The sequence below is a fragment of the Streptomyces sp. W16 genome (genome assembly GCF_033194735.1).
Taxonomy (GTDB): Bacteria; Actinomycetota; Actinomycetes; order Streptomycetales; family Streptomycetaceae; genus Streptomyces.
In genome coordinates this window covers 12,416-36,662 of record NZ_JAWOAI010000005.1, presented here as the reverse complement: position 1 = coordinate 36,662, position 24,247 = coordinate 12,416, and the positions used below count along the sequence as shown (strand labels likewise).

Below are 24,247 nucleotides of genomic sequence, written 5' to 3'. Positions count from 1 at the left end.
CTCTGTGGGCCCGGTTCGGGAATTCGGGACCGGGCCCACATTCGTCATTCGTCAGGATGTCCAGCGCAGCAGCGCGGGCATGGAGGCGTGGTCGTTTCCCTCCATGGTGACGATGACCTCCCGGCCCGTCGAATTCCCCAGCCATTTCACGAAATCGCGGACCGGTGCGAAGGTTTCCTGGTCCACCACGTCGGACGGATCGAAGGTGAACTCGATCTCCTCGATCTCGAAGAAGTAGGAGGTGAACCATATTCCGTCGATCTCGATCGCCAGGCTCGCCGATTCCTCGGGGTCGTCCTGGAGTTTCGACCACACGGCGGAGGCCTCGGGAATACCGGTTTCCGTCGTGTCGGCGAGTGTCCAGGTGAGGACATGCCGTCCCGGCAGTGTCCGCAGTCCGTCGAACATGTGCTGCCAGTCGTCGAGCGCGGTGTCGAGTACGCATACGTCGCGCAGGGATCCGTCGGCGACGAAGTCCTGTGCCCGGTACGTCGGTTCGCTCTCGTGCTGCCCTGCCATTACAGGAACCCTTCGAAGGTGAGCTGACCTCCGCGCCAGCTCCATCGGGCACCCCAGCCGCCCGGGACCCGGAAATCCCTGGTGACGCCACCGTATTGGGCCGGGGCTGACGTGTTCACTTTCTCCACCACGTTCGGATCCGTCAGGATGTCCTGGATCATTTCGTTGGCGATCTCGGTCCGTTCGCTATTGGTGACCTTGCCGAAATTGTACATGTCGACATGTGCCTGACCTCGTTTGGCCAGGTTTCCGGGGCTCGGGTCGCCGTGTTTCTGCAGGGCCCGGCCCGCCGGGGACAGTTGGCCCTTATTGATCGTGGTGGCGCTCGAATACAGGTCGTCCGTGCCGTAATTGCACGGAGAAAGGCCGAGCGGGTCGACCCAGGTGAGCGGGGCGTGCACATAGCTGTGGTGATTGCTCGCCGGCTCCAGGCCCAGCGGGTCCGGACTGATGTAACGGGCGGTCCCGGGGTCGTAGTAGCGGTGCAGGTTGTAGTGCAGCCCGGTCTCGGGGTCGGCGTACTGCCCCGGGAAGCGCAGCGGGCAGTCGACCGCGGCGGCGTCGTCCCCGAGTGGCGGGAGGCCCGTGCCCCACAGGGTGGTGCGGTGCTGCCAGACCAGGTCCCCGGTCGCGGAGACCAGTTCCATGGGGGTGCCGACGGTGTCCGTGATCACGGCGTGGAAACGGGCCGTCCGCGCGGGGTGCGTCTCCTCCGCCAGCCGGGCGAGGAAGGACGAGTTGGGGAGCGCGGCCGACGGCTCGTGCAGGGTCTGGGCCACCGGGCGTGGTGTTCCGGGTTCGTAGTCCCAGGTGGTGACCAGGCCGTCGGGGCCGGTCTGTTCGGCCAGGCAGGTGCCGTCCCACGCGAACTCGGTGCGCTCGGCGGCCGAACCGTCCTCCGCCACCCGGTACTTGGACACACGGCGGCCGAACGGGTCGTAGGCGTACCGCCATTGGCCGCCGTCCGGGGTGCCCGCCTCGGTCAGTCGGCCCTCGGTGTTCCAGGTGTAGGTCCACGTACGGCTCTGGCCGTTGAGCAGCCGGTGGGTCCTGCGCACCAGGCGGCCCTGCGCGTCGTGTTCGTACGTGTCGCGGCCCGCCGAGCGGACGAGGGTGCCGTCGATGTCGTGCGGCTCGGGGGCCGGTTGGCCGGGCGCGCTCGCGCTCACCACGTTGCCCGCCGTGTCGTAGGCATAGGTCTCGGTCCAGCCGTGGGCGCGTACGCCCGTGACCCGGCCCATGGTGTCGAGGGCGAAGTGGCGGGTGCCGGAGGTGAGTTCACGGATCTCGGTGATGTACCCGTCGGCACGGTGGGCGTAGGTGCGGTGCTGCAGCAGCCCTTCGACACCGGCCGCTCGCGACGCGGCGGCCAGGGACTGCCCGGTGAGCTGACCCCGCGCACTCCAACTCTGCGTCAGCGTCACCTCGGTACCGATGCGGCGTTCGACCTCGCGGCCCGCCGCGTCGTGGGAGAAGTCCAGCGCGCCCGCCGGTGTGCGCAGGCCGAGCGGGCGGCCGACCGGGTCGTAGGACCAGTCCGAGGCCAGACCCGACGGTGTCACCCGCCGGACGCGGCGCCCGAGCGCGTCGTAAGTGTGCGTGGTGCGCCGCCCGTTGACCGCCTCCGCCAGCACCCGGCCCAGCGCGTCGCGCTCCAGTACGACATCGGCCTCGCCGTTGGCCGCGCGGGCCAGCCTGCCGTCCGGGCCGTAGGCGAACGTGGTGACCTCGCCCGAGTCGGCGTGCTGCGAAGCCACGCGTCCGGCCTCGTCGCGGGTGAGACGCAGCGTCTCCCCGGCGCCGTTCGTACGACGGCTCAGCCGTCCCGCCTCGTCGTGCGCGTACGTCAGCGTCCGCCCGTTGAAGTCCGTCTCCGCGGCCAGCCGTCCGGCCTCGTCGTACGTGTACGACCACGTCCGCCCCTGCGGATTGGTCACTCCCGTAAGCCGCAACTCCGTGTCGTACGCGAACTCGTACCGCGCCCCGTCCGGGTCGATCCGTGCGGCGGGCACGTCGAAATGGGTGGAGGAGTGGTGCGTGACATTGCCCGCGGCGTCCGTGTGGACACTCAGGTTGCCCTCCGCGTCCCACGTCCACGACTCCCTTGCCCCGCCGGGCAGTTCACGCCAGGACGGTTTGCCCTCCGGGGTCCAGCCCATGCGGGTCGTATGGCCCAAGGGGTCGGTCACCGCGATGATCCGGCCGAAGGAGTCGCGGCGGATCGACGTCGTGTGGCCCGACTCGTCCGTCAGGGACACCGGCAGACCGGCCGCGTCGTACGCCATCGTGCGGGTATGGCCGAGCGCGTCGGTGAGCGCCGTCGGGCAGCCGCGCGAGTCGTAGGCGTAACCGGTCTCGGCACCTGTCGGATCGAGAGTCGTCAGCAGGTTGCCCCGCTCGTCGTACGTGTGCCGCCACACCGCCCCGCCCGGTTCCACGACCTCCGTCGGCAGACCGAGCGCGTTGTAGGCAGCCCGCGTCAACGCCCCGTCGGGCAGGGCGAGTTCGGTGAGATTGCCGGCGTCGTCGTACTCGTACCGGGTCGTGTGCCCCAGCGGGTCCGTCACCGTGACGGGGCGGGAACCGTACTCGTCCCACCGCGTGCGGGTGACATTGCCCAGCGGATCGGTCTCCTCCTCGACCAGGCCCTCCGCGTTGTGCCGGTGGGTGGAGACGCGGCCCTGCGAGTCCGTGTACGTCGTCGTGCGCGCCGAGTCGTCGTAGGCCAGCGTGCCGGACAGGATGCCGTCGACGCCCTCGGTGCGGACGACCCGGCCGCGCTCGTCGTAGACGTAGCAGAACCAAGTGCCGTTTCGGTCCGTCCACTTGGTCATCCGGCCCTGCTCGTCGTACGCGAACCGCAGTGCTTCCCCGCTGGAGTCGACGACCTCGGTGAGATTGCCTGCACCGTCGTAGCCGTAGCGCAGCACGACCGTGCCCTCGCCCACCGGGCCCTCGGGGCCGTAGCGCGACGGGGGTTCGTCGAGCAGGCGCAACGCGGTGATGCGGGGGCCGGTCGTGTCGACGGCGACGTAGTGGCCGCCGGAGTGGCGGATGCCGAACGGCACGCCCTCGTCGTCGCGTTCGACGTCGGCGCGGTTGCCGTTGCGGTCGCTCCAGGAGTCCAGCGCCAGATGGAAGACGCCGAAGGTGGGGGAGGGGACCGGGGCGCCGAACGTGCGGACCACACCGGTCGCCGGGTCGGTGACGGTCATCGCGCTGTCCGGCTTGCCGTCCCACTCCAGGGGCCAGCGCACACCCTTCACCGGCATCGTCGGGACGCCCGGCTCCGGCACCGGGTACACCAGGCGCATGCCGTCCGCCGCCGCGAACACCACGCCCTCACCGTCGATTTGGAGGCATTCGTCGAGGGTGGAGATCCACGTCGGACCGAAGCGGACACCGCCGCGGTAGGAGGAGAGGTGGGTGCGCGTGAACTCCAGGGGGAGCGCGCCCGGCAGCGTCAGGTCCGTCGCGGTCATCAGCATCGCGCCGGTCGCCACGTCGATCGGCTCGCCGACGCAGGGCGTACGGTCGGCGGCGCGTGCGGCCGGGCCGAGTTCGACCAGGTCGGGGCGGAGCGACGCGGGCCGCAGGAACACGGGTGTCGTATCGCTGAACGCGCCCTCGATGCCCGCCTTGACGACCCCGCCGCCGGCGCCCAGCGCGCCGCCGTAGAGCATGCCGTCCTTGGCGGCCTGGTTGACCTCGTCGAGGCTGAAGCCCTGCTGCAGTCCGGTCGCCATCTTCAGCGGCTGCGCCACGGCCAGATCGACGGTCACCGACTCGATACCGCCGAACGCGGCGGCGACCAGGGTGCCCCCGGCGATCTCGGCGATCGTCGTGGAGACCGCGACACCCAGCCCGGCGCCGAACTCGATGACCAGGTCGGCCGCCGCGACCGCCGCGCCGGAGGCAAGGCCCGCGGTGAAGAAGGCCAGCGCCACCCCGCCCGCGATGACGGCCGCGTCGATGCCGATCTGCGTCCAGAGCTTGTTGATGGCGTCGTCGATCGCGTCGGCGAACTTGTCGAGCGCGGTGGCCATTTCACGCCCGGAGTCGGCCAGGTCCTTCAGCCAGCCGCTGTCGTTTCCCTCTGCGTTCTTGGCGTACCGGCCCCAGAACTTCCCGAACGCCTCGATCGACTCACCCGTGTTGTTGTGGATGATCGACGACGCGCTCCGCTGCACCGGCGCGCGCAGATCGTCGACGGCGCCCGCGAAGGTGCGCCAGGCCGTCGCCGCCGACCGCAGCTTCCCGGAGTCGGCCTCCGGCCACCACATGCCGAGGTCGAGCAGGATTTTCCGGGCCTCGTCCTCAACGCTCACCGGCACCGTCCGTCTTGGTGACCTTCACTTCGGTGAACATGCCGGCGATCAACTCGTCGTTGTCCACATGGCCGTCCGCCAGGTCGACCATCGCCTCGTGAATGCTGGTCAGCCCGAGGACCAGCGTGCCCGCCGCGCCCTCGATCTTCTTCTGCAGCGGCTTGTAGGAGTCCCCGAACTCCTTGCCCTGCTTGTCGTTCCCCCACGGCTCGCCCAGCCCGTCGAGAGACTTCACGAGCGCGGTCAGTGCCTTGCCCAGATCAACGGCGGCCGTCTGGAAGTCCGGTGCCGTCCGCTTCAGGTCGGCCGTCTTGATGTCGAGGACCTTGGCCGGGTCCTTTCCGTCACCCATCGTGCGTTCCCCCGTTCGCAGTCGCAGCCACGACCCTAGGAGAAGCCCACCAAGGGAGGGTCAAGTACGCCCCATGACGGGGTAATTCCCCGGCCTGTGGGTTATGTATCGATCGGATAAAGGTCCTCGCCTCCGCGGTGTGATGCGCGTAGACAGTCCCTGACCTGGTGCATCACCCAAACAACCAGATCCGGAGATTCCATGCGGAAGTCCCTCAGAGCGGCTGCCGTCGGCGCCGCCTGCGTCGTCGCCGGTGCAGCCCTCTACGGCACGGGCGTCGCCACGGCCGGCCAGTCGACGGCCAACTCGACCCACGAGCCGTACAACATAGGCCTGTTGACGAAGGACATCGACACCTACTACGGCACGACGCTCGACACCAACGGCGTCTACCAGGCCTCGGCGACCAGCCCCTACGCCAAGGACCTGGCGCGCATCGACGCGTCCGCCAAGAAGTACATCGACGAAGCCGTCCACAAGCACCACAAGGGCGCCAAGCCCGCGGTCGTCTTCGACATCGACGACACGCTGCTGCTCAGCCTGGACTACGAGAAGAAGAACAACTACGGCTACAGCTCGGCCACTTGGGCCGCCTATGTCGCCCAGGCCAACCGCCCGGAGGTCTTCGGCACCCCCGAGCTGGTCAAGTACGCCGCGTCCAAGGGCGTCACGGTCTTCTACAACTCGGGTCTGAAGGAGTCGCAGCGTACTTACGCGGTCGACAACCTGAAGAAGGTCGGCGCCGACGTCAACCTCGACGCCGACCACATGTTCCTGAAGGACGCGGACAACCCGCCGTCCTACCTGAGCGCTTGCGCCACTCCGGGCACCTGGACCTGCACCACCGTGCAGTACAAGTCCGGCACCAGGAAGCACATCGAGGACCTCGGGTACAACATCATCGCCAACTTCGGCGACCAGTACTCGGACCTCGACGGGGGCTACGCCGACAAGACGTACAAGATCCCGAACCCGACGTACTTCGTCAGCTAGTCCGTAGGGGTCGTCCAGTCCGTACGGGTCGTCCGTACGGGGCTGATCGACCCGAGGGTGGGCACCACCGGCCGGATCGTCCCGTCCGCCGCGAACCGCAGACGGTCGATCGTGGTCTCCCGGTGCGTGCCGTCCCCACCAGGCTTTCCTGGCCCGTTCAGGGCGAACCGGTGATACACGACGTACCAGTCGTCGGTCCCCGGGGCGTTCACCACGGAGTGGTGGCCGGTGCCCAGGATGCCGTACTCGGGGTTCTTGGACAGGATCGTGCCCCGCTCGGTCCACGGACCGAGCGGGGACGGCCCCGTCGCGTAGGCCACGTGGTAGTTCTCGCTGCGGGTGTCGTCCTCGGACCACATGAAGTAGTAAGTCCCTTTGCGCTTCACCACGAAGGACCCCTCACGGAAGTCGCCCGCCGTGATGTCCTTCACCTTCGCCGCGTCGTACGACGTCATGTCGTCGTTCAACGGCACGACATACGCGTGCCCGTTGCCCCAGTAGAGATACGACTGCCCGTCGTCGTCCGTGAAGACGGCCGGGTCGATCATCTGGCCGCTCAGTGAACCGCCCTTCGCCACAAGGGGTTTGCCGAGCGCGTCCTTGAAGGGGCCCGCGGGGGAGTCCGCCACCGCGACCCCGATCTGCTGCTCGGCGCAGAAGTAGAAGTAGTACTTCCCCTCGCGCTCCGCGATCGCCGGCGCCCACGCGTTCTTGTCCGCCCAGGAGACGTCGGGTCCCAGGTCGAGGATCACTCCGTGGTCCCGCCAGTGGACCAAGTCCCTTGAGGAGTACGCCTTGAAGCTCGTCCCGCTCCAGCCCGCGTAGCCGTCGCTCGTCGGATAGATCCAGTACTGGCCGTCGAGATAGTGCACGTCCGGGTCGGCGGTCAGCCCCGGCAGCACGGGACTTCGCAGCGGCACCGCCTCCACCGTCCAGGTCCGGCTCGTCCCGTCCGCGGCGGTGACCGTGTACTGCTGTGGTGTGCGGAAGTCGCGTCGGCTGCCGGACGGCGGGTTGACACTCGCGCCCGCGCCCACGGCCAGCGCCGGCGCCAAGTGCCGCAGATCCACATCCGATTGCATCGGCAGCACGACCTTCGCCGAGGTCTCCGTGACGATCGCGTACCCCTTCTGCCCCTGCGCCGTCGCGTCCACGACCGACGTCGGGGTCGCCGGATACGCGGCCAGCAGCCGGTCGTACTCCGCCTGCGTCACCGGAAGTACCGTGCCGTGCCGGGGACTTGCCGGGAGCTGGTAGTCCGTGGACGGGGTCCACCTGCCGGAGTCGAGGTCGGTGGTCTCGAAGGGGACGTAGCCGCGCAGGCCGTACTCGTCGACGAACAGGTACCACTTCTTCTCGGTGTTGGACTTGAACACCGTCGGGCCCTCGCCCCGCTCGATCGCACCGCTGCCGATGCACTCGGAGACGAAGTCGTACGACGTGGAGGTCAGCGAGGTCGACTTCTCGCCGGTGATGAACTTCGAGCAGGGGGAGCTGGAGGACGGGTCGCGCTCGTCCTTGGTATAGCGGTAGTAAGTGTCCTTGTACTTCACGACAGTCGAGTCAATGACGGAGTAGCCCGGGTCGTCCCAGACCTTCGGCGCGCTGAAGGTGCGGAAGTCCTTCGTCGTCGCGTACATCATGCGGTTGTACGTCGAGCCAGTGTGGTCGGGGTCGTCGGCGGCGTACAGCTTCGACGCCCAGAAGACGACGTACTCACCCAGCGAGTCGTCCCAATAGGCCTCCGGCGCCCAGGTGTTGCCCGCGTTGTCCGGCGCCACCTTCACCAGCCGCTGGTCGGTCCAGTGGACCAGGTCGGTCGACTCCCAGATCATCACCGACTTGCTGCCGTGCCGCTGGACGTCGTCCCAACTGCCGCTGCTGTTCTGGTACATGCGCAGGTCGGTGGCTATGAGATAGAACTTGTCGCCCTTGGGAGAGCGGATCACGAACGGGTCGCGCAGCCCCTTCTCGCCGATGGTCGAGGTCAAGACCGGCTTGCCCTGGTTCAACCCCCGCCAGTGCAACGGGTCGTTGCCCCGGCTGAGGGCGTAGCGGATCTGCTCGCCGTCGGCGGCGCCCTCGCCCGTGAAGTAGGCGAAGAGATAGCCGGCGTACTTGGGGTGGGTCACGGGCGGTGCTCCTGAATGCGCGGTGCTGGGCGGGGCGGCGAGCAGAGCGAGAAGGAGAGTGAGGAGGGTCAGGAAGGGGAGCAGGAGGGTGCGGGCGGTGCGGGGGCGCATGGCACATCCTGTGGGGGTGTGGCGGATTCTGTTGAATGACTGTGCTGCCTTCGGAGTGTCACCAGTGGGGTGCGGTGCGTCAATCGATGCGGGTGGGGCGAGGCGGAGCGAAACTTTCGCTTCTCCTCCGGTGCCTTTTCCCGTGCGCGCGGCAACCCTTTCCGGCCGCGGCGGCGACCAGGAACCAGAAACGGGCCGGGGCGGCCCCTCCGGCCCGTTTCGTCCTCGTCATCCAGGAAAGGAACCAACGCCGTGCGTACGAGCACCGGACGCCACCGCAGGACCCGCACCCTCTCGATCGCCGCCGCGGTGGCCGTCGCCGCAGGGGCGGGCGGCGTCTACCTCGGCCTCAACAGCGGTGGCGCGCAAGCCGCTTCGTCGACGGTCACCGTATCCACCACCGCCCAGCTGGAGTCGGCCGTCGCCAACGCCACGGCCGGGACGGTCATCCAGGTCAGGGCGGGCACCTACACCCCGGCCGCGACCCTCAAGTCCACGGCGAACGGCACCAGTTCGGCCCGCATCACCTTGCAGGCGTACGGCACGGAGAAGGTGAGGATAGACGGCTCCAAGCTGCCGGCGGGCCAGTGGCTGGCCGGAATCTACGGCGACTACTGGACCGTCCAGAACCTCACCTTCCAGAACTCCCCGGCGCAGGGCTTCGTAGCCACGTCGTCGGTAGGCGGCGTCTTCAAAAACCTGGTGACGGCGAACAACGGCGACTCGGGCTTCACCCTGCGCGGCGACGGCACCACGAACAACCTCGTGCAGAACCTGGACAGTTACGGCAACTACGACGCCGCCGGGCACGGCCAGAACGCCGACGGCATCGCCATCAAGTTCGGCTCCGGCACCGGCAACAAGGTCACCGGCGCCCGCCTCTACAACAACTCGGACGACGGCCTCGACCTGTGGCAGTTCTCCTCGCCGGTCACCATCGAGCACTCCTGGGCCTTCGGCAACGGCAAGAACCGCTGGAACGACTCCGCGTTCGAGGGCAACGGCAACGGCTTCAAGCTCGGCGGCGGAGGCGTCGCGGTCGCCCATGTCGTCAACGACAACGCGGCCTGGGACAACAGCCTCAACGGCTTCACCGAGAACTCCAACACCGGCGCGATCGTCCTCAACCGCAACACCGCGTACTCCAACACGGCGGCCGGCTTCTACTTCGCCACGAGCAAGTCCCGCCTGGCGCGCAACCTCGCCGTCGGCAACAAGGGCGGCCTGGACAAGCTCGGTTCGTCCACGGTGTCTGCGGCGAACAACTGGGACGGCGGCGTCGCCACCCCGTCCTTCAAGTCGACGGACGCGACTACGGCGTACGGTGCGCGCTCGTCGAGTGGGACGCTGCCGACGACGACGTTCCTTACGACGGGGTCTACGACGATCGGCGCGACGATGAACTGACGTGCCTCTCGCTGCGAGTTCCGCTTTTCAGGGGACGACGCGCAGAGCTGACGTACGGAGAGGCCTCGGTCGCGCGAGCCGACCCGGGGCCTCTCCTCTGTTCGCGTCACGGCAACGAGCGTGTGAGCCACGCCACCTCACCGTTGTCTTCCATGGAGACGTGATCCCGCTCGAACCCGAGCTTCTCAAGGACACGGAGCGACGGTGTGTTCCATGTGCCGACGGTCGCCCAGAGCCGTTTCCGCCCGGTCGCGGCAGCGGCGTCGAGTACCGCGCCGGCCGCCTCGGTGGCGTAGCCACGCCCGTGCGCGCGCTGGAACAGCTCGTACGCGATTTCAGGCTCCTCCAGGGTGGAGCGGCCGATGATCAGCCCGCAGTAGCCGATGAAGTCGCCTTCGGCACGGCGCTGGATGGGCAACAGGGCGATCCCCGTGGTCGCCGTCGCGGTGAGCAGTTCCGCGATGGACGTCCGGATGTGCTCAACCGTGGGGGTCCCCTTGCCGCGTTCGGCGAGGAGGGCGCAGAAGTCGGCTGCGTCCGAATCGGCCCACGGCCGCAGTGTCAGCCGCTCGGTCTCAAGGTGGAACGGCATCGTCTCGTACGTACTCACGCCCCCACTCTGCCCCACGGATCATCACGAACCACAGCCGGCGAGTTCGACGAGGTGCCGGGCCGTGCCGGCGGGATCGACGATCTGATGGAGATGTGCGCCGGGCAGGTGTGCCACATGCCAGCCGCGTTCGCGCGCCTCGGCGGAGATGTCGTCGTACGGAGGGCCGAACAGGAGGTAGGAGCAGGGATGGTCGTCCCAGCCGTAGGGGACCGGGATGTGCTGCTCGTAGTAGGACATCGGCAGGGTGGGCTGCTCCTCGATGACTTTCTGTCGCACGACAGGATCGGAGAACATGGGGGCGACATCTGCCTCGTCCCACCAGTCGGTCCAGCGCGGCAGCCTGCCGTTCACGGCCATCGGGCGGAGGAATTCCAGCAACTCGGGTGATGCGACAGGGGTTTGTCCGGTTCGGGCCGGCAGCGCCGCGTCGACGAAGATCGAGCCGGCCACCGGATGGTCGAGGCCTGAGCGAATCGCCGGGAGAAACAGGCCTGCGTTGCTGTGTGCCACCAACGTGACGGGGCTGTCGGCCGGGACCTGCCGGAGTTCGTCGCGGACGGCACTGGCGACGCGGGGCCAGAAGGGCGGAGCCCCGGCGCCGATGCGCAGCAGGGACGGCACCCGCACCTGGTATCCCGCCGCCGTCAGGTGTTCGGCCACGGGGCGCCAGGTCGAGGGACCTACGGACGGACTGTGCACGAGGACGAAGATCGGCTGCATGTGACGATCCTGTCGCCCATGCCGTCGAAGCCGCGACAGTCTTGGCCGACAGCAGAACGGTGGCATCGGTGTCCGTTACCGTGGCGGTGCTGGTCGCCGCGACGGCCTCACCCCGGCCGACGTCGCCACGGCGCCGCCCGCTTCCAGGAGATCCTGTACCCGTGACCGAGCCCAGCAGCGCCCCGCGACCGACCGGACCCCGCCCCGCGTGGCTGACCCGCAACGTCAAAGTGCTGTGCGGGGTGTCCTTCCTGCAGGACGCGGCCAGCGAGCTCCTCTACCCGATCCTGCCGATCTTCCTGACCGTGGTGCTGGGCGCCCCGCCCGCCGCGGTCGGTGCGATCGAAGGAGTGGCCGAGGGCGCGGCGTCGATCACCAAGGTGGCCGCCGGGCGCCTCGCGGACCGGTTCGACCGTCGGCCCCTGATCGGCGCCGGATACGGTCTGGCCGCGGTGGGCAAGCTGCTGATCGCGCTGGCGACCGTCTGGCCGCTGGTGCTCCTGGCCCGCGTCACCGACCGGCTCGGCAAGGGCATGCGCGGTGCGCCTCGCGACGCCCTGCTCGTCGAGGGCGTCCCGAAAGGGCAGCGCGGCAGGGTGTTCGGTCTGCACCGGGCCGCCGACACCGCCGGCGCGGTGGTCGGCCCGCTCGTGGGGCTGGTCCTGTACGAGGCGCTCGACCACCGGCTGCGCCCGCTGTTCTGGATCGCCGTGATCCCCGCCGTGGCGTCGGTCGCACTGGTCGCCGCCGTCCGCGACCCCCGCTCCCGCGGTCCCCGTTCCCGTAAGTCAGCCGACGACCCCCGCTCCCGCAAGTCGGCCAACACCCCCCGCTTTCCCAAGACCGCCGACGGCACAGCGACGAAGGCCGTCCGGACACCATGGCGATCCCTGCCGCGCCCGTACTGGCGTGTCCTGGGGATCCTGCTCGTCTTCAACCTGGTCAACTTCCCCGACGCGCTGCTGCTGTTGCGCGCCCACGACCTGGGCCTCTCGACGGCCGGCGTGGTGGGTGCCTACGCGGTCTACAACCTCGTCTACGCCGCCCTGTCCTACCCCGCCGGGGCGCTGTCCGACCGGTTGCCGCGTTCCCTGGTCTTCGCCACCGGTCTGTTCTTCTTCGCGATCGGCTATCTGGGCCTCGGCCTGATCCACAGCCCCTGGCCGGTGTTCGTGGTGCTGCCGCTCTACGGCGGTTTCGCGGCCTGTACCGACGGCGTGAGCAAGGCCTGGATCTCCACGCTCGTCCCCGACCACCAACAGGGCACCGCGCAGGGCCTGTTCCAGGGCGCCACCGGCGCCGCCGTGCTCCTCGCGGGCGTGTGGGCCGGGCTCGCCTGGGGCACCGACGGCCACCTTCCGCTGCTGATCTCCGGTGGCATCGCCCTGGTCCTCGCCGGTGTGCTGCCGGTCATGGCCCGCACGCGGACCGCGGCACTCTGACCTGACCCCGGCTCTCCGGCGAAGGCTCGGTGAACCGGTCGGCTTCCAGCCATGTGTAGTGACAGGTTCTGGTCAAGGGCTGTCCAAATGCCGGACGTCTCCCGCCACCGGTGATCGGGTCGTCCCCGACGGCTGTATCCGTTCCCGTCCGGGAGGACCTGGTGTCAGTACCGACCCGCAAGAGACGTTGGTTCACGATCTGTGCCATCACCGCATCCGCCGCACTCGTGGCGATACCCGCCGGCGCCGCGCCCGGCTCGGACGGCACCCCCTTCGGGGCCCGCGCACTCGCTCAACTCGCCGCCGAACGAGGGCAGTCGGCGGATGCCGTCAGCCCCAAGGCGAAGGCCGACGACGACGGCGGTGACGACGGCAACGAGGCCGACGAGATAGCCGAGGGCGCCGACCAGTACGCCGAGGCCCGCACCTCACCCGGCGTCGTCGCACCGGGCGCGTACGGCGCCGCCTGGACGAGTCTGGCCAACCTGCCCAGCACCGGCGGCAGTTGGCGCAACATCACGAACCTGCCGTACAACTCCGACGACTCGCGCTACCGCGACTACGACTCCAACTCCAGCGGCGGCTCGGGCAATGTCACCGGCCGGATGGCGGCGATGGCCGCAGACGACGACGGGTACGTGTACGCGGGCAGCGCGGGCGGCGGAGTATGGCGCTCGCACACCGGCGGAGGTCACTGGCAGCCCATCAGCGACAAGTTGCCCGCCCAGTCCACCGGCGCGCTCGCGCTGGACGGCGCCGGACGGCTGTGGCTGGGCACCGGCGAGGCGACGACCAACGCCGACGCCTACCTCGGCAGCGGCGTCTACGTCCTGACGAACCCCCGCCACGGCACGTTCTCCTCCCGCAGCCGGGTCGGCGGCGACGAGCTGGAGTCCACCACCGTCCACGAACTGCGCTTCGGCGGCGGCAAGGTGTGGGCGGCGACCAGCGAGGGCGTGTGGAGCCACTCCACGAAGACGCTGAAGGGCGCCTGGAAGCTGGAGTTCGCGCCCAACCCGGCCTATCTGCCGGGCGGTTCACTCGCGAACGACGACTCGGCCGCGTACAAGAACATCGCCAACGACATCGCGATCGACCCGAAGGACCCGAGCAAGGTCGTCCTCGCGGTCGGCTGGCGCAGCGGTGACGACTACAACGGCTTCTACACCAAGGGCGCGGACGGCACCTGGACGCGGATCACCAGCGGCCTGGGCGACCTGCCCGCCGACGCGGACAACGTCGGCAACGTCACCTTCGCCCGCTCCGCAGACGGCTCCCGCTACTACGCCATCGACCAGTCCCCGGAACAGCTGAACACCAATCCGGACAGCGGTCTGGAGGGCATCTACGTCTCCAAGTCCGGTTCTCCCACCGGCCCTTGGACGAAGATCGCCGACTACAAGGGCCTGGCCGCCGACGGCTCCGCGCTCACCTCCAGCGGCTACATGCCGGGCGTACAGGCCTGGTACAACCAGTTCCTGACCGTCGACCCGGCAAACGCCGAGCACGTGTACGCGGGCCTGGAGGAGGTCTACGAGACCAAGGACGGCGGCACCAACTGGTCCACGGTCGGCCCGTACTGGAACTTCGGCTTCCCCTGCTGGAGCATCGACCCCACCAAGCAGACGGGCGACTGCAGCCCGACCACCCACTCCGACCAGCACGGCGTCGCGATCGGCAGCTACCACGGCAAGAGCTTCGTCTACGTCGGCAACGACGGCGGCGTCTACAAGCGCCCCCTCAACGGCTCCCAGGACGCCTCCGGACACGCCACCGACTGGACCTCGCTCAACGACGGCACCATCGACACCCTCCAGTACTACTCGGTGGGCATCGGCAAGGACCTCACCTACGGCGGCGTCTCCGTAACCGGCGGCCTCCAGGACAACGGCCAGTCGATCCTGCGCAGCAACGACACCGTCATGGGCTCCAACTTCGGCGGCGACGGCGGCGACACCCTCACCGACCCGGCCAACGGCTGCGACATCGCCGAGGAGTACGTCTACCTGGCGATCCAGGTGACCCAGAACTGTGCGGTGAACGACGGGAGTTGGGTCACCGACCCCAGCAAGATCACGTCGTACGGCGTCGCCCCCGCCGACAACGCCACCGGTGAGGCCCGCTTCATCGCCCCGATCACGGCCGACGCGAAAAACAGCTCGACCTGGATCGCCGGCGGCCGTCACATCTGGGTCCAGACGCACGGCTACGCCATCCGCAGCGGCGACGAGTGGACCAGCGTGTACGACCTCGGCGCCGGACGCACCGCGACCGCCGTCGCGGCCTCGGGCGGCAAGGTGTACGCGGCCTGGTGCGGCCCCTGCAACAACCAGGGCTTCGCCCGCGGTATCTCCGTCGGCAACGCGGACGGCACCGGCTGGCACGACATCACCCTCCCGGCCACCGGCGCGGACGGCACCGTACCCAACCGCTACCTCGCCGGCTTCGCCGTCGACCCCAAGAACGCCGACCACGTCTACCTCGCGGTCAACGGCTTCTCCCGGCACTGGACCGAAGGCCCCGGCGCCGGGATCGGCCACGTCTTCGAGTCCACCGACGGCGGCACCACCTGGAAGGACATCTCGAAGAACCTCCCCGACGTGCCGACGAACTCCGCGGTCGTCACACCGAACGGCGGCCTCGCCGTCGCCACCGACCTCGGCGTCGTCTACCGCGCGCCCGGCCGTACGACCTGGGAGCGCATCGGCAGCCTCCCGGCAGTCGCCGTACTCCAGTTGAAGCTGAGCCCGGACGGCAGGACGCTGTACGCGGCCACCCACGGACGCGGCATCTACACGATCGACGTGCGCGACTGCCGCTGACGCGGCGGCAGTCGGAGGGGTGGTCCCGGGTTGCCCGGGGTCACCCCTGCGTCGTGTACGGCACCACGCTCATGTGCAGGGTGAAGGCGACCCGCGCCGCACCCGCCACGTCCGGCGCCTTCGCCGACGCGGTGACATCCGCCGTACCGCCCCTTGTCCCCGCACACCGCAGCGAGGCGTGGGCCGTACCGTCCGCGTCCACCCGCCAACCGGACGCGAGGACGAAGACCGGCGCGGAACTCCGCGCAGCCGTCCACCGCTTGTCGTCCGTGCGAGGCCGCAGGACGAGCGACACCACGGTCCCGGGCCGTACGCAGAGCCGCCGTACGACCGCGTCACCAGGGCTGACGGTGACCTCCGCACGCCCGGCGGCACAGCTCCGCGGCGAAGCGGAGGAACCGGTGGCCGACGCCGACGGGCTTCCCCCGGTCGGCACTCCCGATGTGTGCGTCGACGCACCGGCCGACGGCCCCTTCGAACCGCTGCTCTCCGACGGCCCTCCCACCGGACCACCACCCTCCGACGCGTGACACCCCGCCAGGACGACCACCACGGCGACCATCCATCCCCCGGCCCCGGCCCACCACCGCATCCCAGCACCTCCCGGCCCACGCGTAGGACCACCAGCATGCCCCGAGGACGCCGACGAATCCCCCTCCTGAACCGCCGACTCCTTCACGAAGGGGCTTGAGTCTCCAGTAGGGGGAGACGTAAAGGTGGGCGGCATGGAAGGCGACGCGCTCTACTCGATCGGTGAACTCGCTCGGCGGACCGGGCTCACGGTCAAGACCGTTCGGTTCTACTCCGATCGGGGAATCGTGGCGCCGACCGACCGCAGCCCGGCCGGCTACCGCCTGTACGGCGTCGACGCCGTCGCACGCCTGGACCTCGTAAGGACCCTGCGCGAGCTGGGACTTGACCTCTCCACGATCCGCAAGGTCGTGGACCGTGAGCTCGCGCTCCCCGAGGTCGCCGCGGCGCACGCCGAAGCGCTGGCGGTGCAGATACGCGTCCTGCGTCTGCGGCACGCGGTGCTGACGGCGGTGGCCGAGCGCGGGTCCACACCTGAGGAGACGGAACTCATGCACCGGCTGGCCCAGCTCTCCGAGGACGAACGCCGACGTCTGATCGGTGATTTCCTCGACACCGTCTTCGGCGGCCTTGCCGCCACCCCCGCGTTCGCCGGGGTCATGCGCTCGATGACCCCCGAGCTGCCCGACAACCCGGATGCGCAACAGGTCCAAGCGTGGGTGGAGTTGGCCGAACTGTCCCTGGACCCGGACTTCCGCGCCTCCGTGCGGCGGATGGCCGAGGACCAGGCGGCCGAGCAGGCCCGAAGCAATACGACGGTCCCGCGCCGCGACTTCACCGCAGCCGTCCGTGACCAGGCCGGGCCGGCCCTGACCGCCGGTATCGATCCGGCCTCGCCCCAGGCCGATCCGATCGTCGCGGCGTTCACCGCGCACTACGCGCACCTCCTCGACTGCCCCGACAGCCGCCCCGACGAGATCGAGCTTCGCCGTCGACTCGCGACTCGGCTGGAGCGCGTGAACGACCCACGCAGGGAGCGGTATCTCCAGCTGCTCGCGGTGGTCAACGGCTGGCCGGCCCCGGAGAGTCTGGCTCCGGTGCTCGACTGGTCCGTGCAGGCTCTGCGCGTCCGGACACCGCGATGACAGGGCGGTCGGGAGGCGCGGGACGAAGGTGACATGGGTCGGACGCACCGGCGGCAAGGCGAAATCGCCGCTGCACACAATCAGTTCATGAACGCTCCCGTCGTACTTCAGGTGGCCGCGACGTCCGCGGCTCCCACTCTCGTTCTGCGGCCCCTGGCGCATCGCGGACGTTCCCGCGCTGGTCGAGGCGGGCCGGGATCCCGCTTTGCGCCAGTGGACGACTTCCGTCGTCGACAACGAGGTTGACGGGGCACGGTGGGTGCGGGCCCAGCAGCGGGACTGGGCGGCGGGGGAGCGTTTCGGGTTCGCCGTCCTGGAAGCCCAACCCGGCTCAGTTGACGCACAGTTGGTGGGCAACGTGGTCCTCAAGGACGTCACCCCCGGCAAGCCGGCCGCCGACGACGGGCTGGAGCGGCTCGAACTCCTGCACCAGGTGGACAACGCCCCCGCCGGTCGTCACCGGCGGGGGCGTCGCTCTGCTGCCCGAGGGGGGCTCAGGTCAGCAGGTCAATGCAGTCGAACGACGTGCCCGGGCTGAGGAAGGCCGAGCCCGTCGAACCACTGACGACGTTGATCTTCAGCACGTTGTACTTCGTGACGTCCGAACTCCACGCACTGGAAGGGACGTTGAAAACGAACGTGTGGTTGTTTCCACGGTAGGAACCAGTGGTGAGATCGCGCGCCGCGGGCTGCGTGGGAGGCGTGGGGATGGCGGAGACCCAGTCGTTCACGGTGACCTGGGGGCGGGCGTTGATGTACGCCGTCGTCACCCCGACCCGCAGTGTGTGCGCTACGGCGGCCTGTGCCGCGGTCAGCTTGAAGTAGATGAGCACACCGTTGTTGACGTCCTTCCAGACGTACGCCGGGAAGGACGCGGCCTCGCTTCCGCTCCCGATCGTGACGTTCCCGGTCCACTTCGCGGCGCGGGCGTCGGAGGGATGCGCGTACGTCATCAGCTCGGCGTTCTTGAACTCCCCTGGCGTACCGTCCCAGTTGCCGAGCCGCCACACCGCGGTGGCGGCGGACGGGTCACCGGTGATGCTCAGGGTGTGCAGGGACGCCGTACCGCCCGCCGTCACCGCCACCGACCCGGTGTGCACGGCGAGTTCGCCCTTGAAGACGGTCAGCGTGTACGTCCCCGGCAGCATCCCCTTGCAGGAGAAGGCACCGGTGCCGGCCGCGGCCTTCGCCCAGTACTGCGCGTCCGCGTTGGAAAAGCCCACCGTGTAGGGGTACTTGGCGTCCATGCCCTTCAGGCCCACGCCCGCCACCTTGCCGCGCCCCGCCTTCCCGACCCGACCCGTGATGCCGAGCGAGTCCGCCCACGAGGTGTCGAGGTTCGCCGCGAAGAGCGAGGGCGAGGGCGTGGCGCCATCGGTGAACGCCACCACGAACGGGCCCTGCAGACCGAAGCGTTCGGGCTCCGTCTGAGCCTCGTTGTAGTGCAGGATCTCGTACAGTCCCGCCCCGCCCTCGTTCGAGTGGCGCAGCAGGGAGCGGTAGAAGGGGCCGCCCGACGCCTTCTCGTGGTTGGAGCGGACCAGATACAGGCCGACCGAGCCGGTGCTGAAGCCGACGTGGTCGTAGTCGATGGTCCGCTTGCCCGAGTAGTGCTTGGAGCGGGTCGTGCCGTCGGGACGCTTCCAGACGTCACCGGCCTCGATGATCGTGTCGGTGGTCGAATCCCACGCGTCCGAACCGGAGTTGGGGAAGAGCCCCGGCTTGACCAGCACGATGTAGCGGGTCGCGGTGAAGGAGGCGTCGGCCTTGTTCGTCCACAGGTAGACGTTGTTCTCGCCGCTGCGGGCCGCGCACCACTGGGTGATCGCGCCGTGCACGACCTTCACCAGGATCGTCGACCCCGACTGCCTGATGGTGACCGTGGAGGCGCCGAGCCCCGACTCGACATGCGAGTGCTTGCCGCCGTAGCCCTCGTACTCCTTGCCCTTGTAGGCCAGGGACGTGAGGTCACCGGTCGACTTGGAGACCTTGAACACGAGCGAAGCGCCCGTGGTGATCACGTAGTTGGAGCCGTCGTCGGTGTATCCGAACGCGGCGGCGCAGGCGGACGAGAGGAGACCGGTGCCGCCCGCGACGGCCGCGCCGGTGGCGGCGACACCGATCGCGGAGGCCCCCAGGGCCTGTCTGACAATTCCCGTCTGCCTCGCGACGCCATGCACGTGCTCTCGCCGCACCGGGCGCAGACCCAAGTACGTCCAGCACGAGGGTCTACGCCCGGCACGCCGAGAGCACGCACCTGACGCCGCGAGGCCGCCCTCCGGGCGACGACGGGAATTGTCAGACAGGCCCTGCACCCGTCTGCGGGTGAGGTGCTTCTTGTGCGTGCTCAAGCGACTTGCTCCGTGTGACTCCGTGCGAGAGGAACCTTGCGCTTCCTGGTCGCCACCGACGGAGAAAGGGTTGCCGTACGTCCGAGATTTTTTCTACGACCGACGGCTACGACTTCTGCGCCGCGAAGTCGCCCTTCACGGACAGCTGTTGGCCGGCCGCCGTGCCCGCCGCCGAGTAGCTGTCGTCCTTGGCGTCCCGGCCGCCGCGGTCATGGTTGTACTGCCCGGCGAAGACCCACTCGCCGACCGCGACCGTACGGCCCGCCTTGAGCACCCAGGTGTAGACCAGGAACCCGTCCTGCACCGTCACCGTCTGCGTGAAGTCCTGCTCGGGCAGCGAGCGCCAGGCGCCCGCGGAGGTGACCCCGCCGGTCTGCCTGACCTTCAACTGGACGGTGAGCGCGGTGAGTTGCTTGGTCGTCTTGAGGGTGACGTCGCTCTGTGCCCAGAAGTCGTTGCTGCCCGGGTCGATCGAACCGTCCGACCACAGCGGGCCGTCCTGCGTGCCGGAGGCGGGCGGCAGCACGGGCGTGGAGGCGGACGCGGTCGGGGACTTCGCAGTCGGCGAGGCGCCGGCCTTTGGAGACTTCTGCGAGGTGTCGCCGGAGTCCGAACCGTGCGTCGGGGCAACCGGTTTGACCGGGGTGCGGCTCGTCGCGTCCGGTGACGGCGTGGGCGTCGGGGTCGGCGAGACGGACACCGTCTGCTCGGCGGGGGAGTTGCCCTTCACGGCGGACGCCACCGCGTAGCCGCCGATCGCGAGGACGCTCGCGACCGCTGCCGTCGCGCTGACGACCCGCACCCAGCCGAACACGGGCGGCCGGGTGGCCCGGTGGTCGGGACGCGACTGTGCGGCCATACCGCGTTCGAGCCGCGCCAGGATGCGGGAACGGTCGGGCTCGTGCCCCTCGGCCGCCTCGTGCAGCCGGGCGATCAGCTCGTCGTCGTGCACGTCCTGGTGCCTCATCGGGTCCTCCCTCCGGTCTCGCCGCCGCGCGCGATCGCCGCGTGCATCCGCAGCGGAGGGCTCTGCGGGCCGAGCAGGCGTTGCAACTCGGCCATGCCCTTCGACGTCTGGCTCTTAACCGTACCGACGGAAACACCGAGGGCGAGCGCGGTGTCCTTCTCCGAAAGATCGAACGCGTGCCGCAGCACCACACAGGCCCGCTTGCGGAACGGCAGCCTGCGCAGGGCCTCTTGGACGTCGACCACACCGGCCACGTCCGGGTTCTCGGTCTTCTCCTCGCGCTGCGACCAGAACAGGGCGACCCGCCGCCGCTCGCGCACCGCGCTGCGGATCCGGGTGCGGGCCAGATTGGCGACGACGCCACGGGCGTAGGCCGCCGGATGGTCGGCGGCGCGCACCCGGTCCCAGCGGTGCCAGAGCGCGAGCAGCGCGTCGGCCGCGAGATCGTCGGCGGCGTCGGCCTCGCCCGTCAACAGGTGGGCGAGGCGCGAAAGTTCGGCGTAGTGGCGTTCGAAGAAGGCGTGGAACTCCACGGAGGCGGCGTCGTCGACGACTGTGCCCACGGCGGACCTCTCCTCGCTGCGTGGTTGTGTGTGTCATGTAGATGACACGTGATCATTCGGGGGTGACCCTGACGAGATCCGGAAGCGTAGCAGTGATCAATTGGCTGGATTGGTACAGGCCTTCGAACGCCGTCTGACAGGTCGACCACAGGCTGACGCGTCGACCCTGATTCCGTAACACGGGGAAAACCTGAAACAGGTTCAACGCGGGAACAATCCAGCCAGCATCCGCGCACCGATGATCATTGAAGCCACGAGGAGTACCCGCATGTCCGAGTCACAGAAGGTGACCGACCGGCCAAGTGCCGAACCACCGGCGACGAACAGTGTCGACCGGTACTTCAAGATCTCCGAACGGGGGTCCACCTTCGGCCGTGAGATACGCGGCGGCTTCGCCACGTTCTTCACGATGGCCTACATCCTCGTCCTGAACCCGATCATCCTGGGCAGCGCCAAGGACAAGTTCGGGCACTCGCTCGACACCGGCCAACTGGTCACCGCCACCGCCCTGGTGGCCTGTGTGATGACGGTCATCATGGGCGTCGGTGGCAACCTGCCCCTCGCCATCGCCGCGGGCCTCGGCCTCAACGCCGTCGTCGCCTTCCAGCTGGCGCCGCTGATGAGCTGGCCCGACGCGATGGGCCTCGTCGTCATCGAGGGCGTCCTGATCTGCGTCCTGGTCCTCACCGGGCTGCGCGAGGCGATCATGAACGCGATCCCGACACAGCTCAAGCAGGCCATCGGCGTCGGCATCGGTCTGTTCATCGCGTTCATCGGCTTCGTCGACGCCGGCTTCGTCAGTCGTATACCGGACGTCGCTCAGACCACGGTCCCCGTGCAGCTCGGCGCCGTCGGCAGACTCACCGGCTGGCCCGTCCTCGTCTTCTGCCTCGGCGTACTGCTGACCATCGCGCTGGTCGCCCGCAAGGTGAAGGGCGCGATCCTGATCAGCATCGTGACGATGACCGTCCTCGCGATCATCATCAACTCAGCGGCCGACATCAAGAGTTGGGGCCTGATGACCCCCAAGGTCCCGGACAAGATCGTGGAGGCGCCCGACTTCGGGCTCATCGGTCACTTCAGCCTGTTCGGAGCCTTCGGCGAGACCGGCGCGATCACCGTGATCCTGCTGATCTTCACGCTGATCCTGTCGGACTTCTTCGACGCGATGGGCACGATCGTGGGTATCAGCGCGGAGGCCGGTCTCCTGGACGACGACGGTCAGGTGCCGAACATCGGTCGCGTCCTGTTCATCGACGGTGCGGCCGCCGTCGCCGGCGGTATCGGGTCCGCGTCCTCCAACACCGCGTACATCGAGTCGGCTTCGGGCGTCGGTGAGGGGTCACGTACGGGCTTCTCGAACCTGATCACCGGCGGGCTGTTCGGTCTTGCGCTGTTCCTGACCCCGCTGCTGACGATCGTCCCGCTGCAGGCCGCCGCGCCCGCGCTGATCGCCGTCGGCTTCCTGATGATGACCCACGTCAAGCACATCGACTGGGACAAGTACGAGATCGCGATCCCGGCGTTCCTCACGATCGCCGCGATGCCGTTCACGTACTCGATCACTGACGGTATTGGTGCCGGCTTCATCTCTTACGTCGTGATCAAGGCGGTGCTCGGCAAGGCGAAGGAGGTCAACTGGCTGTTGTGGAGTGTGTCGGCGTTGTTCCTGGTGTACTTCGCGATTGACCCGGTGGAGCAGATCCTGGGCGTCAAGTGAACGGTGGCCCCGGCCACCCGGCCGGGGCCACTCGCTAACTCTTGAGTGCTGCTTTCATCATCGCCTTGGCCACCGGGGCCGCCAGGCCGTTGCCGCTGATCTCCGACCTCGCCGCGTCCGACTGCTCGACCACCACCGCCACCGCGACCTCCTTGCCGGTCGAGTCGGACTTGCCGTAGGACGTGAACCAGGCGTACGGGGACTGGTCGTTGTTCTCGCCGTGCTGGGCCGTGCCCGTCTTGCCGCCCACGGTCACGCCCGCAATCCGGGCGTTCGTGCCGGTGCCCTCGGTGATGACCGTCTGCATCGCCGACTGGAGCTGCTGGGCGGTGTGCGAGCTGACGATCTCTTTCGTCGTTGTGCTGTCGTCGTAGTTGTGGACCACATCGCCGCCGCTGTCGGTGGTCTCCGACACCATGTGCGGGGAGACCAGCTTGCCGTTGTTGGCTATAGCGGCCGACACCATGGCCATCTGGAGCGGGGTGGCGGTCACGTCGTACTGGCCGATGCCGGTCAGGGCCGTGGACGACTTGTTCATGTTCGACGGGTACACGCTCGGGTACGCCCGCACCGGGATGTCCAGCTTGTCGTCGTTGAAGCCGAACTTCTCGGCCATCGCCCTGACCTTGTCCTGCCCGAGGTCGACGGCCATCTTCGCGAACACGGTGTTGCACGAGTACTGGAGCGCGACCCGGATCGAGGCGTTCGTGCAGGGCGCGGACGAACTCTCGTTCTTCAGCGGGGTGACCGTGCCCGGCAGGGTGTACGGCGAGGGGCTGGTCGTCTTCTCGTCCACCGAGGAGTAGAGCCCGTCCTCCAGGGCCGCCGCGGCCACGACCAGCTTGAACGTGGAGCCCGGCGGCAGCGGCTGGCGCAGCGCGCGGTTGGTCAGCGGCTTGTCGGCGTCCGCATTGAGCTTCTTCCAGGCCGTCGCCGCGGTGTTCGCGTCGGTCAGCGACGAGGGGTCGTACGACGGGGTCGACACGACCGCGAGGATCTTGCCGGTCGTCGGATCGAGCGCGACCGCGGCGCCCTTCTTGTCGCCGAGCGCGGCGTACGCGGCCTTCTGCACAGCCGGGTCGATCGTCGTGACCACGTTGCCCGGGGCGGCCCGCTCGCCGGTGACCGTGTCCATCGCGGTCTTCAGGCCGCTGTCCGTGCCGTCGAGGAGGTCGGCGTAGATCCCCTCCAGCTGCGTCGGCGCGTAGCTCTGCGAGGCGTAGCCCGTCACCGCCGCGTAGAGCTTGCCGTCCGTGTAGGTGCGTTTGTACGCGAGGTCGCTGCTGCTCTCCGTCCGCGTCGAGCCGGTGATCGCGTTCCCGGCCACGATGATGTTCCCGAGCGGGTCCGCGTACGTCTCGATCGCGTTGCGCCGGTTGTCCTTGTCGTCCGCGAGCGCCTGGCCGTCGTAGAACTGCACCCAGGTCGCCCGCACCAGGAGGGCGAGCACCAGGAGCAGCACGAAGACGGAGGTGCGCCTGATCGTCTTGTTCATCCCGCTTGGAGGACGAGCGGACGGGAACGAATCGTT

General features: G+C 68.8%; 18 protein-coding genes. 7 read left to right on the top strand and 11 right to left on the bottom strand.

The genetic code is table 11. The features are described from left to right. Positions 1 to 51: 51 nt before the first annotated feature. The 3 genes from R6V09_RS01445 to R6V09_RS01435 are packed head-to-tail and all read right to left on the bottom strand — an operon-like array spanning position 52 to position 5,199. A complete protein-coding gene (locus tag R6V09_RS01445; protein WP_317879467.1) occupies positions 52 to 519 on the bottom strand; it encodes a hypothetical protein in 468 nt (155 codons plus the stop codon). After that, the gene (locus tag R6V09_RS01440; RefSeq protein WP_442809947.1) at positions 519 to 4,853 is read right to left on the bottom strand and encodes an RHS repeat-associated core domain-containing protein; all 4,335 of its coding nucleotides are present in this window, start codon (positions 4,851 to 4,853) and stop codon (positions 519 to 521) included. The genes R6V09_RS01445 and R6V09_RS01440 overlap by 1 nt, the downstream gene beginning before the upstream one ends. Then, entirely contained in the window at positions 4,837 to 5,199 is a 363-nt protein-coding gene (locus tag R6V09_RS01435; RefSeq protein ID WP_317879465.1) for a hypothetical protein, read from the bottom strand. The genes R6V09_RS01440 and R6V09_RS01435 overlap by 17 nt, the downstream gene beginning before the upstream one ends. Positions 5,200 to 5,400: 201 nt before the next feature. Here R6V09_RS01435 and R6V09_RS01430 point away from each other — a divergent pair, with 201 nt between their 5' ends. After that, the gene (locus R6V09_RS01430; RefSeq protein ID WP_317879464.1) at positions 5,401 to 6,192 is read left to right on the top strand and encodes an HAD family acid phosphatase; all 792 of its coding nucleotides are present in this window, start codon (positions 5,401 to 5,403) and stop codon (positions 6,190 to 6,192) included. Here R6V09_RS01430 and R6V09_RS01425 read toward each other — a convergent pair. Continuing rightward, positions 6,189 to 8,435, bottom strand: a complete 2,247-nt coding sequence (locus tag R6V09_RS01425; protein ID WP_317879463.1) for a family 43 glycosylhydrolase — start codon at positions 8,433 to 8,435, stop codon at positions 6,189 to 6,191. The genes R6V09_RS01430 and R6V09_RS01425 overlap by 4 nt on opposite strands. A gap of 252 nt (positions 8,436 to 8,687) precedes the next feature. On the opposite strand from R6V09_RS01425, the gene R6V09_RS01420 reads away from it, so the two are divergent. Then, a complete protein-coding gene (locus R6V09_RS01420) occupies positions 8,688 to 9,842 on the top strand; it encodes a right-handed parallel beta-helix repeat-containing protein (RefSeq protein ID WP_317879462.1) in 1,155 nt (384 codons plus the stop codon). Positions 9,843 to 9,948: 106 nt separating this feature from the next. On the opposite strand, the gene R6V09_RS01415 is transcribed toward R6V09_RS01420, so the two are convergent. Both R6V09_RS01415 and R6V09_RS01410 read right to left on the bottom strand, forming a co-directional pair. Further along, positions 9,949 to 10,452: a GNAT family N-acetyltransferase gene (locus R6V09_RS01415; protein ID WP_317879461.1), complete on the bottom strand. Its 504-nt coding sequence runs from the start codon at positions 10,450 to 10,452 to the stop codon at positions 9,949 to 9,951. A 24-nt stretch (positions 10,453 to 10,476) separates the two neighbouring features. Further along, on the bottom strand, positions 10,477 to 11,175 hold the full coding sequence (locus tag R6V09_RS01410; RefSeq protein ID WP_317879460.1) for an alpha/beta hydrolase: 699 nt from the start codon (positions 11,173 to 11,175) through the stop codon (positions 10,477 to 10,479). Positions 11,176 to 11,336: 161 nt separating this feature from the next. On the opposite strand from R6V09_RS01410, the gene R6V09_RS01405 reads away from it, so the two are divergent. The 4 genes from R6V09_RS01405 (at position 11,337) to R6V09_RS01390 (ending at position 17,115) form a co-directional block, all read left to right on the top strand. Next, positions 11,337 to 12,617 carry an MFS transporter gene (locus R6V09_RS01405; protein WP_317879459.1) on the top strand — a complete coding sequence of 427 codons (1,281 nt, stop codon included), beginning with the start codon at positions 11,337 to 11,339 and terminating at the stop codon, positions 12,615 to 12,617. A 161-nt stretch (positions 12,618 to 12,778) separates the two neighbouring features. After that, complete coding sequence (locus tag R6V09_RS01400; protein ID WP_317879458.1) at positions 12,779 to 15,439, top strand: WD40/YVTN/BNR-like repeat-containing protein; 2,661 nt, start codon at positions 12,779 to 12,781, stop codon at positions 15,437 to 15,439. A 53-nt stretch (positions 15,440 to 15,492) separates the two neighbouring features. Continuing rightward, the gene (locus R6V09_RS01395; RefSeq protein ID WP_317879457.1) at positions 15,493 to 15,969 is read left to right on the top strand and encodes a hypothetical protein; all 477 of its coding nucleotides are present in this window, start codon (positions 15,493 to 15,495) and stop codon (positions 15,967 to 15,969) included. A 195-nt stretch (positions 15,970 to 16,164) separates the two neighbouring features. Beyond that, positions 16,165 to 17,115: a MerR family transcriptional regulator gene (locus tag R6V09_RS01390; protein ID WP_317879456.1), complete on the top strand. Its 951-nt coding sequence runs from the start codon at positions 16,165 to 16,167 to the stop codon at positions 17,113 to 17,115. Positions 17,116 to 17,446: 331 nt separating this feature from the next. On the opposite strand, the gene R6V09_RS01385 is transcribed toward R6V09_RS01390, so the two are convergent. The 4 genes from R6V09_RS01385 to R6V09_RS01370 all read right to left on the bottom strand — a co-directional run bounded on the left by R6V09_RS01385 (position 17,447) and on the right by R6V09_RS01370 (position 20,996). After that, positions 17,447 to 17,575, bottom strand: coding sequence for a hypothetical protein (locus tag R6V09_RS01385; protein ID WP_317879455.1), 129 nt, complete (start codon positions 17,573 to 17,575; stop codon positions 17,447 to 17,449). Between the two features lie 34 nt (positions 17,576 to 17,609). After that, positions 17,610 to 19,295, bottom strand: coding sequence for a rhamnogalacturonan lyase B N-terminal domain-containing protein (locus R6V09_RS01380; RefSeq protein WP_317879454.1), 1,686 nt, complete (start codon positions 19,293 to 19,295; stop codon positions 17,610 to 17,612). A gap of 277 nt (positions 19,296 to 19,572) precedes the next feature. Beyond that, on the bottom strand, positions 19,573 to 20,433 hold the full coding sequence (locus R6V09_RS01375) for a hypothetical protein (protein ID WP_317879453.1): 861 nt from the start codon (positions 20,431 to 20,433) through the stop codon (positions 19,573 to 19,575). Beyond that, positions 20,430 to 20,996, bottom strand: a complete 567-nt coding sequence (locus tag R6V09_RS01370; protein WP_317879452.1) for a SigE family RNA polymerase sigma factor — start codon at positions 20,994 to 20,996, stop codon at positions 20,430 to 20,432. Before R6V09_RS01370 ends, R6V09_RS01375 begins: the two co-directional genes overlap by 4 nt. A gap of 268 nt (positions 20,997 to 21,264) precedes the next feature. On the opposite strand from R6V09_RS01370, the gene R6V09_RS01365 reads away from it, so the two are divergent. Continuing rightward, complete coding sequence (locus R6V09_RS01365) at positions 21,265 to 22,716, top strand: NCS2 family permease (RefSeq protein WP_317879451.1); 1,452 nt, start codon at positions 21,265 to 21,267, stop codon at positions 22,714 to 22,716. 34 nt (positions 22,717 to 22,750) lie between these two features. On the opposite strand, the gene R6V09_RS01360 is transcribed toward R6V09_RS01365, so the two are convergent. Further along, positions 22,751 to 24,211 (bottom strand): peptidoglycan D,D-transpeptidase FtsI family protein, encoded by a 1,461-nt coding sequence (locus R6V09_RS01360; RefSeq protein WP_317879450.1) that lies wholly within the window; start codon positions 24,209 to 24,211, stop codon positions 22,751 to 22,753. Between the last annotated feature and the right edge of the window lie 36 nt (positions 24,212 to 24,247).

Bases quoted from the DNA above. Each gene is read 5' to 3' on its own strand.
- R6V09_RS01445 (WP_317879467.1), bottom strand. From the start codon at position 519: ATGGCAGGGCAGCACGAGAGCGAACCGACGTACCGGGCACAGGACTTC.
- R6V09_RS01360 (WP_317879450.1), bottom strand. From the start codon at position 24,211: ATGAACAAGACGATCAGGCGCACCTCCGTCTTCGTGCTGCTCCTGGTG.
- R6V09_RS01390 (WP_317879456.1), top strand. From the start codon at position 16,165: ATGGAAGGCGACGCGCTCTACTCGATCGGTGAACTCGCTCGGCGGACC.
- R6V09_RS01410 (WP_317879460.1), bottom strand. From the start codon at position 11,175: ATGCAGCCGATCTTCGTCCTCGTGCACAGTCCGTCCGTAGGTCCCTCG.
- R6V09_RS01435 (WP_317879465.1), bottom strand. From the start codon at position 5,199: ATGGGTGACGGAAAGGACCCGGCCAAGGTCCTCGACATCAAGACGGCC.
- R6V09_RS01430 (WP_317879464.1), top strand. From the start codon at position 5,401: ATGCGGAAGTCCCTCAGAGCGGCTGCCGTCGGCGCCGCCTGCGTCGTC.
- R6V09_RS01365 (WP_317879451.1), top strand. From the start codon at position 21,265: ATGTCCGAGTCACAGAAGGTGACCGACCGGCCAAGTGCCGAACCACCG.
- R6V09_RS01375 (WP_317879453.1), bottom strand. From the start codon at position 20,433: ATGAGGCACCAGGACGTGCACGACGACGAGCTGATCGCCCGGCTGCAC.
- R6V09_RS01425 (WP_317879463.1), bottom strand. From the start codon at position 8,435: ATGCGCCCCCGCACCGCCCGCACCCTCCTGCTCCCCTTCCTGACCCTC.